The sequence below is a fragment of the Thermococcus sp. 21S7 genome, assembly GCF_012027615.1.
GTDB lineage: Archaea > Methanobacteriota_B > Thermococci > Thermococcales > Thermococcaceae > Thermococcus.
Genome location: NZ_SNUT01000006.1, coordinates 193939 through 203949, shown reverse-complemented (window position 1 = coordinate 203949; position 10011 = coordinate 193939). Strand labels below are relative to the sequence as shown.

Sequence of the window (10011 nt, the reverse complement as noted above, 5' to 3'; positions counted from 1 at the left end):
TCAACCTCATGAAGAAGCTGAAGAAGGAACTCGGCCTCTCGATGATATTCATCACCCACGACCTCAGCATCCTCGCTGAGATCAGCGACAGGGTTGCTGTGATGTACGCCGGTAAGATAGTCGAGATGGGTCCAGTCGAGAAGGTCATCGACAACCCGCTCCACCCGTACACCAGGGCACTGCTCTCCGCCGTTCCGGAGCCCAAACCGGAGCGCAGGAACATCATCAAGGAACTGCCGATCAAGGGTGAGGTTCCCAACGCCGTTGACATACCGCCCGGATGCCGCTTCCACCCGAGGTGCATTTACGCCCAGAAGGGACTCTGCGACACCAAGCATCCGCAGCTCGTCGAGTACGAGCACAACCACTTCGCCGAGTGCCACCTCGTTGGCAAGTACTGACCCCTTCTTTTCTTTCTCTAGGTGATGCCGATGGGAACGCTCAGGGACGCTATGAGCTATCCCCTTCTGAGGGTCGGACTGATAATGCTCATCCTTGCCCTGCTCATATCAATCGCCGGTTTCTACCGCGTTAATAAGTCCTACTCCGCGAGCGGAATCCTCGGGGAGGGCATGCACTACCTGGGGGACGATAAATTCGAGAGTGAGTACCTGTACCACAACAGAACCCTCGTCCTTTATTCCTCCAACGCGAACCTCTCCCTCCTTCAGGGGGCAGAGATGACGAACTACACGCTGGTGAACCGCGAGATAACACTCCACCCGAAGGGGAGACCGGTGATATATGTTTTTAACGGGAGCGTGAATTATACTTACAGTGCAACCGCCGTTGACTACCCCTACGCGGTCTACTCTCTCCTCGCCTTCGTGCTGATGCTGGTGGGGGTCGTCATGGCGTTCCTGGGGTACTCTCAGATGCTTAGGGATGTGAAGGAGGGTAGGAGATGAGGGAGCTCGATTACGGCGCCGCCGTTGAGAGGATAACGGAGTTCATAAGGGAGAGCGTCGATGGAGCTGGCGCCGATGGCGTCGTCGTTGGTGTAAGCGGGGGCATAGACAGCGCCACCGTCGCCTACCTCGCCGCGAAGGCCCTCGGAAAGGAGAAGGTTCTTGGCCTGATAATGCCATACTACGAGAACCGCGACCTTGACGACGCCAGGCTCGTCTGCGAGAGTCTCGGAATTGACTACAGGGTGGTCAACATAAAGCCCATCGTGGATGAGTTCGAGAGGGCCGTTGGGGGACTCGACACAAAGAGCAGGGGAAACGTCATGGCTAGAACGAGGATGGTTCTGCTGTACGCCCACGCCAACGCCAAAAACTGCCTCGTCCTCGGAACCAGCAACAGGAGCGAGGTTCTCACTGGCTACTTCACGAAATGGGGCGACGGTGCCAGCGACTACGCTCCGCTGATAAACCTCTACAAGACCGAGGTCTGGGAGGTAGCAAAGCTCCTCGGGGTTCCGGAGAGGATAATCGAAAAGAAGCCGTCGGCCGGCCTGTGGGAGGGGCAGACGGACGAGGACGAGCTCGGGATAAGCTACCGCCTCCTCGACGAGATACTCTGGCGCATGGTTGACCTGAAGATGCCGAAGGCTGAAATAGCGGGGGAGCTTGGAATAAGCATCGAGAGGGTCGAATACGTCGAGAAGCTGGTGAAGGGCAGCGAGCACAAGAGGCGCCTTCCGGTTGGTCCCGTCTTCTGAGGTGAGTCCATGAAACGGGGTTACATTCTCGTTTTTCTAGCCGCATCCATGTGGGGAACCCTGGGCATATTCGCCAAGTACCTCGACGGCTTCGGCCTCAGTCCCTTCACCATGGTGTTCTACCGTGTTTTCTTTGCCCTAGTTCTGCTGGCGGCCTATCTTCGCATCAGGGGCATAGGATTCTCCCTTGAACGCTCCCGCCTTAGGTTCTACGCCCTCTACGGCTTCTTCAGCATCTTCCTCTTCTACACGCTGTACTTCTACACCGTGACGATATCCTCGGTGTCCTTTGCGGTCCTGCTCCTCTACACCGCTCCAGTGTATTCGATAATCCTCGGCAGGCTGGCCTTCAACGAGCCCCTGATGCGGGAGAAAATCGCCGCCCTGGCGATGGTCATGCTTGGCGTTCTCCTCGTGAACTGGGGGGACATGCAGTTCTCCACCAAGGCGCTTATGTTCGGACTGCTGACCGGCCTGACCTACGCGCTCTACGGCGTTCTTGCGAAGTTCGCCGTCAGGGACGACGAGCCAGAGAAGGCGCTCTTCTACACGCTCCTCTTCGGCATGCTGTACCTCCTGCCGTTCACTGACTTCTCGGTGCCCTCGGGCGCGGTTCCGTATCTCTTTGCCCTGGCGTTCTTTCCGACGTTCCTAGGATACATACTCTACAACCACGCGCTGAGGGAGGTTGAGGTCAGCAGGGCCAGCATAGTTGCCACGATTGAACCGGTGGTTGCGATAACCCTGGCGTTCCTGCTCTTCGGTGAGACCCTCACCCTTGAACAGCTCATTGGAGCGGCCCTCATAATAGGCGGTTCGACGCTGGTGCACCTGAGGGAGAAAGAAAAGCCTGAGGAAACGATCATTGAGGAGGTTCTTGAGGAGGTTCACTAGATGTGGAAGTACCTCTCCAGCTCCCACTCGGTTACCTTCTTTGTCCCCTCCGGGAGGCCTTTAGCGCCGAGGTATTCAATGTATTCCTCCCATTCGCGCTCCTTGTATGCAATGAAGTTCCTGTACGCCCCGCCCAGAGCCCCCTTGACAGCTTTATCCTCCTTCAGCCACTCCAGGGCCTCGCCGAGGCTTTCTGGGAGCGTGTCTATGCCGAGGCTTTTACGCCTGGAGTCGTTCATCTCGTAGACGTTCTCCTCCACGTAGGCTTCGGGCTCAATCCTTCTCTTTATACCGTCCAGCCCGGCCATCAGTATCGCGGCAAAGGCCAGGTAGGGGTTTGCGCTGGGGTCCGGGCAGCGGTACTCTATCCTGGCGCCGTTGCCCCAGAACGCCGGAACCCTTACCAGTGCGCTCCTGTTCCTGTATCCCCAGCTTATGTAAACCGGGGCCTCATAGCCCGGAACGAGGCGCTTGTAGCTGTTCACCGTCGGGTTCGTTACTGCCGTCAGGGCTTTCGCATGGGCGAGTACCCCGCCGAGGAAGTGGAGCGCCGTCTCGCTGAGTCCGTCCTCGCCGATGAATGCGTTCTCCCCGTCCTTCCACAGGCTTACGTGAAGGTGCATCCCGTTGCCGGGGAAGCCGTAGAGAGGCTTGGGCATGAACGTGGCGTAGAGGCCGTGGGCCTCGGCGGTCGCCTTCACTATGTGCTTGAAGCTGATGATGTTGTCGGCCGTCCTGAGCGCCTCGTCATAGCGGAAGTCTATCTCGTGCTGGGCCTTCCCGACCTCGTGGTGAAGAACCTCCGGAACGAGTCCCAGGGCCGGCATGTGGAGCGCTATCTCCCTGCGTATGCCTCTGGCTTTGTCAAGGGTCACCAGGTCGAAGTAGCCGCCGCTGTCAGGTATCTGAAGTTCCCAGGAGCCGTTTTTCTTGAATAGGTAGAACTCTGGTTCTGGCCCTATGTAAGCCTTGAACCCTGCCTTTTCAAGCTCTTCAAGGGTATTCCTGAGGACGCCCCTGGGATCCGCGGGGTAGGGCCTCTCCCCCTTGTAGATATATCCATAGACTCTGGAGGTGCCTTCCCAGGGGATTTCGGCGTAGGTTGAGGGGTCCGCTTTAAAAATTAAATCGCTGTCCTCTATTCCTTCGAATCCTGGAATTGAGGAGCCGTCGAAGGCTATGCCGTCATCTATGGCCTCGTCGTATCTTCCTATTGGAACCTCCATGCCCTTCGGAACGCCGTTGATGTCCACGAAAATGAGCTGGATGAATCCCACCCTCTTCGATTCAAGTCCGCCTCCCACGCCGGACGTGCTCAAACCGTTCATCTTTATCACCTATTATTGCTTAAATGTTCAGTATTAATGCCATTTCATTGAACGATTAATCCAATAAAAGCCTTTTCACTGGATTTTTGTCATTATGACGATGGTGTGGCCCGGCCTTCCAATGATTGACAAGAAGCTGTCATTTTACTTGTCCTCTCTGGCAATTTTAGACATGTTGATGTCAAGCAAAGGTTTATTGGATTCGCGAGTAGTCATGAACATGTCGAAGGCAGAGGACATACTCACCAGGGAGATAGCCAGGGTAAACCTCCACCTCCCCGCCACAAGACCCACGCTGGTAGAACTGCTCAACGAAAATGAGCCGAGGGTTAGACTGCGGGACGGGAGCTACCACTACTTCAAACGCTCCGAGCTGGAATATCTCCGTTCCCTCCTCGATAGGGGCGAGGAGGAGCGCCTCAGGGTACCCATAGTGCTTGAGATAAGCACCCTCTACAGAGGCTACTTTCGGGTGAGGGGCAGTATCGAGGTTAAGGTCATGGACAAAATCCTCGGCACCTACGATATCCTGGCCGAGAAGGCCGAGGAACTGTACCCAAGGTACCTCCTTCCGAAAATCAGAAAAGCCCTCCCGACGACAACAACCTACGCCTTCATAACGGAGTGATGGGTATGGACGAAGACCTCAGGGTTCTAAGGGACTACCTGGCCTTTACGGTTCCCCACGTCACGGTGCTCGCAGGGGCGCTCCTGGGGGTGCTTCTGATACTTGGGGTGAGCGTTAACACCGCCCTTGGAGTATTCGCGATATTCTATGGCTTTATGCTCCTCATTCTCGGTCTCGTTATAGGGCCCCACTTCTCCAGGCTCCTCTGGTACCGGCTTATGATGGTCGCCTTTGCTGGCTTGATGGTTGTGGGTATCGTTGTTCTGCTCTATGGAGAGTAGACTTTATATGGGTGAAAACACAACTATTGGTGGTGGGAACGCATGAGGAGGACAGTAGTTACGTTTATCCTTTTGATGCTGGTCATAGCGCTTCTTCCCAGTTCCTCGGCCCAGTTCGTCAGTTTCACGACGAACGATGAGATAACCCTGCTGCGCGGCGACTACAGCAGCGGGACGCTGATGCTTATGAACGCAGGAAACTTTGACTTGAAGGTGGCCAGTTACCGGGGCTTTCGGGTGAGGGATTCCAATGGTAATGAGGTTCCTGGTTTCAACCTGACGGTCTCCTCCACTGTGCTCAGTGACTGGAAGTCTCACAAGGTGCTCTCCCTTTCATACAACATCTCCTGTTCTCTCAATGTTACCCCCGGCAACTACACGCTTTACCTGTTCTTCCTTGCGGTGACATCGGATAACTCGATGTATCTGGCCCACGCGGAGGTTCCCCTCCACGTGATAGTAAAAGCGCTTGAGTTTGAAGATGCCGACACCTACGTAAGGGAGAGGCCCGGCTCCTCCTACGTCCTCAACGGGGAAACCATCGTGGTGTTCTCCCACGTCCACAACGTCGGTCATTCAAACATTACCGTCGAGGCCACCACCTCTTTCTTCAAGGGGAGTCGGATTTACTTCTTTGAGAACAAAACGCTGACGATGAAGCCCGGGGACAACCTGATACGTTTCGAGATTCCCGTTGGCTATGACCTTCCTGAGGGGACGTACAGGCTGGAGTACCGCGTTGAGTACGGGGACGGGGGCTACAGGTACTCCCGTGAAATCCCTGTCCGTTTTGGGGTTAAACTCGTTGGCTTCTCGCTCCAGTCGGATGAGGTGAGGCTTGGTGAGAAAAACAGGGCCTACCTTACCCTCCTCTCCGAGAGGAACGTCGGCCTCAACCTGACCGTGGAAACATACAGAAACGAACGCATCATCTCGAACATCACGACCCCTGTTGCCGTTAATGGCGGTACGGACGTTATCGAGGCGGAGCTTCCCACCAATGCGCCCGGGAACCTGACCGCGGTCATAAAGCTGACCTTCGATGGGAGGCTCATCGGAATCGGTAATGTCTCCTACAGGGTCAATGCCCCGCCGGTCATCCGCAACGTGACCTACGAGAGGGTCTCCGACACGGAGGTTCTCTTCAAAATCGTGATCGAGAACCCTAACTGCGGGGAGGTTCAGGGCGAATTTGGGTACAGAATCGCTGCCGATGGCAACGTCCTATACAAGGATTCGCTCCAGAGCAGGCTCACGCCCGGAGCCAACGAGGTTTCCCTGAAGTTCGAGTTGCCCGCGGGGAAGGTCGTGGAGTACGAGTTTACCCTGAGTGCGATGGGCGAGACCAGTACATCCAAAGGAGAGCTGTATCTGCAACCTCCGGCGCCCCCAACGACCACTGCTACAACCACTACCACCACCGCTTTGAACATGACAACAACCTCCTCGGGAACCTCCAGGGGTCTGTGGGCTGGTCTCGTTATCGTGGTCTTCCTTCTGCTCGCCGCGGGAGCATTCTACTATACCCGCGAGGGCGGGGGGCCCAGAAAACGCACCCGGCCCAGACCGAAGAGGCGCTCGCCCCTCGGGAGGTTCAAAAGGCCCAAAGAACCGGAGTTTAAGGAGAACAGGGAACTCCCCAAGAAGAGGTGAATACCAAACTTTTTTATCCCTTCATTCTAAATTCTCCTCGGCGAGGGGGTCGGGGACTCTCGGGGCGCTCCCGAGGAAGTTCCGCCCACCGCACCGGGGCCGCGGTGCCGCAAGGCACCTCCCGAGAGGGAGGGCAACGGCGCAGAAACGACACGTCCCGGCGGGCATGGGGATGAACGCGGCGAAGGGCCCGGCGACGGCGCCCGAGCTAACCCGCAGACGACCCGTCGGGGATCGGTGAAACGGCCGTCCCGCGGGGTGCAAGGCCGAGGGAGGGGCGATGAATTCCCGGTGGGAGCCCCGTGGTAGGCCGCTCAGTCGAATGTCCCCTTGAGACAGAAGGCGGGCTACGACCCCCTCGCCCTGATGTCCAGCAGGGATGCGAGGAGTATTATGGCCCCACCAATCGCGGTTCTTATTCCCGGAACCTCCCCGAATATTAGGAATGCGTAGACTATCGCGCTCATGGGGTCCAGGTAGCTCAGCAGGGCCGCCTCGTTGACTTCCACCTCTTTGAGCCCGTCCATGTAGAGGAACAGCGCCAGAACTGTGTGAACCGCAACGAGAACAAAAATCGCCCACCAGGTCGGTTCTCCGGCGCCCGAGAGGGCCATAAACGGGGCAAGCACGAGCGATGCTATCGCAAGCTGGAGGAAAGTCAGCGTTTTGCCGTCGATCCCGCGCAGGAATCTCCCAAGGTTGGGTATCAGGGCGTAGAAGAAGGCCGCGGCCAGGGCGAGCAGAATCCCCATGAAGTCCCTATCGCCCAGGTCAACGTTCTGGCCGCTCATAATCAGGATAAGTCCCATGAATGCGGTGCCTATGAGGAGCCAGCTCTTCAGGCTCAGCCTCTCGCCCAGGAAGCGCCACGAGATAACCGTCGCTATTATCGGGGCCAGGTAGTAGACGAGAACCGCGTTGGCTATAGTGGTGTAGTTGAACGCGGTGAAGAGGAAGACCCAGTTCAGGGCCAGGGAAACTCCCAGCGCCAGGAGGGGCTTCCATCTGGCCCGCAGGAGGGATAGAACTGATTGCAGCGGTTCCCCCTTTCCCATAAGGATGGCGAGGAGCAGGAGGGCGCCGAGGGACACCCTGAAGAAGGCGACCCCTAGGCCGGATAGGTTCGAAAAGCGTGAGAATATTCCCACGCTGCCCCATATCAACATCGCCGTGGCTATTTTTATCCTTCCGTTCACAGTTCATCCCCGTGCTCTTCCAGCCACTTCCCGTAGGCTTCACTGACCTCTTTCCTTCTGAATCCCGGAACGGCATCCTCGAAGGGGTTGAACTTTTCGAGCTTTCTTTCATCCGGGCCGATGTAGGTCGTCACGAGGCCGACTTTGGAATGGAGGCTCGACGGGAGGCGGAGGATTCTTTTAAGGTCAACGGTGACCCTTCCGTCAAAGTATGCCTTTGAGAACGTACTCGACAGGGAGAAGAGCCTCGTCAGTGTTTTGTATCCTATCCCCCTTGGAAACGCGGTAAGAAGACCCTTCCGCACGAAGCCCTCGTATATCCCCTCCCTGTTTTCCAGAACCCTCTCGACCTGCCCCTTCTTCAGGCCTATGTTGAGGAGGTGGTTTTCGTTAACTCTCCCTATGAAGTACCCGAATCTGAGGCGGAAAACCCTGTAATAGCCAGAGGAGAGCATTATCCTCCTGCTCTGGATATCATCGAAGGTTATCTCCTCGGCGGCACTGATGTAGGCCAGAACCTTTTCCCTGGCCTTGCCGTCGAGCTTCAGCGCCCAGTCGTCCAGAACGCGGATGTGGTAGCCCCTCCCGGAGTATACCACGTGGACGTCCTCAAAGCCGAAGTCCTCTTTGAGAACCACCAGTGTGTCCCTCGCCAGCTCCTTTGCGTCTTCGAGGCATACCGGGCACACCCGGCCGTGCTCGTGAAGGTGGGAGCACCTCCTCAGCGGCAGGTCCTTCGCGTCTATGTCGAAGACGAGTTCGGCTCCCAGCCAGCCCCTCATGCCCTTGGGCTCCTCGTAGAGGGCGACGCTGGAGTATATCGCGTATGGTGCCGTTGCCCGTATGTAGTCCCCCAGATCGCGAACGTCAAGGAAGACGTTCTTTCTGTCGCTCGGCCCCTCACCGGTATGGTCGAAGCCGAACTCCCTGTTCTCAAGGGTTTCGACTATGAAGTCCGGGAGTTTTTTGGGGCTCCATTCCTTCGAGTAGTAGAGCTTCCGCTCCTTCGGCGTGGCCTCCCTGAAGAGTTCAGTCATTCCCCTCACCGCCTCCGGCGCTTTTCTTCTCGCCATTTTCACCGGCTTTTCCTCTGTTTTCTATGTAGAGACGCCTCAGATAGTACGTCAGCGGGTTTTTGATGTTTCTGCAGTGTCTGTCAGGCTTGCAGAGCCCCGGGGCGTTTGCCCGTATCTTGGAGCAGTTCGGCGGGAAGTACCACGTGGAGTTTCCGCTGTCTTCAAGGGTTGGCCTGTCCGTCAGGCCGAAGCCGAGGTGATACCAGATGTTCTTAATCTCGTGGGGCTGGTCCTCGAAGAGCGGTGGGGAACAGCGGTTGCCCGCCTCGATTATTACCGGGAGTATCTCCTTCTCGACGATGCTCAGGTCGCTCACGCAGTCCCTTATTCTGACGTCCCTCCGGGGGGGATTGGGGCACAGCCTCGCGTAGCTCAGGAAGCTCGTGAGGAGAACCGTTATGGCGTAGTTCCTCAGCCCGGATGGAACGCCCCCGAGGGCGATTTTAACACACGGAGGGAACAGGTCAAAGCGCAGCGGCTGGGCCTCCGCCGAGCCCATCCTTTCGAGCCTCTCCTTGAAGTGCTCCCTCGCGACCTCGCCGAGTCTCTCGTAGAGTTTGAGGTAGTACTCCGGAAGCTCGTCCCTTACCTCGTAGAGCAGGTTCACCGCCCTCTCGAAGTTCCTCTCGAAGGACCTCTCCCACAGCCTCAGTCCCTGCTCCTCCGTGAGGTAGGCGTAGCCCCTCCGGATGTACACCTCCTTTAAACCACCGTCCCAGAGCTCCAGAAGCTTTCCGAGGGGTATTCTGTACCTCAGTCTGAGCCTTTCCCTCTCCCCCGGTGGAAGCTCCTGATGGTGGGTTCTCTCAAGTATTGTTCTGTCCCTGGCGGGTATCTCGTCCGCATCCACGCTCTCCAGGGCGATTGCGGTTCCCCGTATTCTCCCGGCCCGCCTCAGTCTCTCGGAGTATATCCTGGTGTTACTCTCCTTCACAAGCTCCATCTCTATGCCGTACGGTGAGAACGCTAGGGCGCCCAGAAGGGCGTAGAACGTCAGCAGGTCCTGAACATCTCCAAGTCCGAGAATCTCCTCCGGAATCTCACCCGATTTCACCCATGAGACCCTCTCTATGGCCTGGTCTATGCCCACGTAGGATGGAATGATTGAGAGCAGTTCGCTTATTCCGCCGAACTCATCCCTGACGAGCCGCCTGGCCTCATCACCGAAGGGGTCGAGCATAGTTATATCTCACCTGTTTCTATTTTAAATCTGATGCGTCAAAGCTTTTAAAACCCTTCTGACTCCTTTTAAGGAGCGTTCGCGGTTATTTGGATATTATGTAATCCCA

General features: G+C 56.8%; 11 protein-coding genes and 1 other RNA gene. 8 read left to right on the top strand and 4 right to left on the bottom strand.

Annotation, left to right across the window (positions count from 1 at the left end):
* From E3E51_RS10820 to E3E51_RS10805, 4 genes are all read left to right on the top strand, one after another.
* The coding region (locus E3E51_RS10820; protein WP_167913114.1) for an ABC transporter ATP-binding protein at window positions 1-401 on the top strand (401 nt) is incomplete at its 5' end.
* A gap of 24 nt (window positions 402-425) precedes the next feature.
* Window positions 426-908 (top strand): hypothetical protein, encoded by a 483-nt coding sequence (locus E3E51_RS10815; RefSeq protein ID WP_240924321.1) that lies wholly within the window; start codon window positions 426-428, stop codon window positions 906-908.
* A complete protein-coding gene (locus tag E3E51_RS10810; protein ID WP_167913113.1) occupies window positions 905-1666 on the top strand; it encodes an NAD+ synthase in 762 nt (253 codons plus the stop codon). Before E3E51_RS10815 ends, E3E51_RS10810 begins: the two co-directional genes overlap by 4 nt.
* A gap of 9 nt (window positions 1667-1675) precedes the next feature.
* Window positions 1676-2560: an EamA family transporter gene (locus E3E51_RS10805; RefSeq protein ID WP_167913112.1), complete on the top strand. Its 885-nt coding sequence runs from the start codon at window positions 1676-1678 to the stop codon at window positions 2558-2560.
* On the opposite strand, the gene glnA is transcribed toward E3E51_RS10805, so the two are convergent.
* The gene (glnA, locus tag E3E51_RS10800) at window positions 2557-3888 is read right to left on the bottom strand and encodes a type I glutamate--ammonia ligase (RefSeq protein WP_167913136.1); all 1332 of its coding nucleotides are present in this window, start codon (window positions 3886-3888) and stop codon (window positions 2557-2559) included. The two genes, E3E51_RS10805 and glnA, sit on opposite strands and share 4 nt — an antisense overlap.
* A gap of 220 nt (window positions 3889-4108) precedes the next feature.
* On the opposite strand from glnA, the gene E3E51_RS10795 reads away from it, so the two are divergent.
* The 4 genes from E3E51_RS10795 (at window position 4109) to rnpB (ending at window position 6812) form a co-directional block, all read left to right on the top strand.
* The gene (locus tag E3E51_RS10795) at window positions 4109-4516 is read left to right on the top strand and encodes a DUF61 family protein (protein WP_167913111.1); all 408 of its coding nucleotides are present in this window, start codon (window positions 4109-4111) and stop codon (window positions 4514-4516) included.
* Window positions 4516-4797, top strand: a complete 282-nt coding sequence (locus E3E51_RS10790) for a hypothetical protein (protein WP_240924320.1) — start codon at window positions 4516-4518, stop codon at window positions 4795-4797. Before E3E51_RS10795 ends, E3E51_RS10790 begins: the two co-directional genes overlap by 1 nt.
* Window positions 4798-4839: 42 nt before the next feature.
* Window positions 4840-6450, top strand: coding sequence for a hypothetical protein (locus E3E51_RS10785; protein WP_167913110.1), 1611 nt, complete (start codon window positions 4840-4842; stop codon window positions 6448-6450).
* A gap of 40 nt (window positions 6451-6490) precedes the next feature.
* An RNA gene (gene rnpB, locus E3E51_RS10780) (RNase P RNA component) lies at window positions 6491-6812 on the top strand.
* Here the strand turns inward: rnpB and E3E51_RS10775 are convergent.
* The 3 genes from E3E51_RS10775 to priL are packed head-to-tail and all read right to left on the bottom strand — an operon-like array spanning window position 6798 to window position 9902.
* Window positions 6798-7646 carry a DMT family transporter gene (locus tag E3E51_RS10775; protein ID WP_167913109.1) on the bottom strand — a complete coding sequence of 283 codons (849 nt, stop codon included), beginning with the start codon at window positions 7644-7646 and terminating at the stop codon, window positions 6798-6800. The genes rnpB and E3E51_RS10775 overlap by 15 nt on opposite strands.
* Window positions 7643-8683 carry a DNA primase catalytic subunit PriS gene (gene priS, locus E3E51_RS10770; protein ID WP_167913108.1) on the bottom strand — a complete coding sequence of 347 codons (1041 nt, stop codon included), beginning with the start codon at window positions 8681-8683 and terminating at the stop codon, window positions 7643-7645. Before priS ends, E3E51_RS10775 begins: the two co-directional genes overlap by 4 nt.
* The gene (gene priL, locus E3E51_RS10765; RefSeq protein WP_167913107.1) at window positions 8676-9902 is read right to left on the bottom strand and encodes a DNA primase large subunit PriL; all 1227 of its coding nucleotides are present in this window, start codon (window positions 9900-9902) and stop codon (window positions 8676-8678) included. The genes priS and priL overlap by 8 nt, the downstream gene beginning before the upstream one ends.
* Between the last annotated feature and the right edge of the window lie 109 nt (window positions 9903-10011).

Excerpts from the sequence above, each read along its gene's own strand:
- E3E51_RS10815 (WP_240924321.1), top strand. The coding sequence starts at position 426 with ATGCCGATGGGAACGCTCAGGGACGCTATGAGCTATCCCCTTCTGAGG.
- E3E51_RS10810 (WP_167913113.1), top strand. The coding sequence starts at position 905 with ATGAGGGAGCTCGATTACGGCGCCGCCGTTGAGAGGATAACGGAGTTC.
- E3E51_RS10805 (WP_167913112.1), top strand. The coding sequence starts at position 1,676 with ATGAAACGGGGTTACATTCTCGTTTTTCTAGCCGCATCCATGTGGGGA.
- glnA (WP_167913136.1), bottom strand. The coding sequence starts at position 3,888 with ATGAACGGTTTGAGCACGTCCGGCGTGGGAGGCGGACTTGAATCGAAG.
- E3E51_RS10795 (WP_167913111.1), top strand. The coding sequence starts at position 4,109 with ATGTCGAAGGCAGAGGACATACTCACCAGGGAGATAGCCAGGGTAAAC.
- E3E51_RS10790 (WP_240924320.1), top strand. The coding sequence starts at position 4,516 with ATGGGTATGGACGAAGACCTCAGGGTTCTAAGGGACTACCTGGCCTTT.
- E3E51_RS10785 (WP_167913110.1), top strand. The coding sequence starts at position 4,840 with ATGAGGAGGACAGTAGTTACGTTTATCCTTTTGATGCTGGTCATAGCG.
- priS (WP_167913108.1), bottom strand. The coding sequence starts at position 8,683 with ATGACTGAACTCTTCAGGGAGGCCACGCCGAAGGAGCGGAAGCTCTAC.
- priL (WP_167913107.1), bottom strand. The coding sequence starts at position 9,902 with ATGCTCGACCCCTTCGGTGATGAGGCCAGGCGGCTCGTCAGGGATGAG.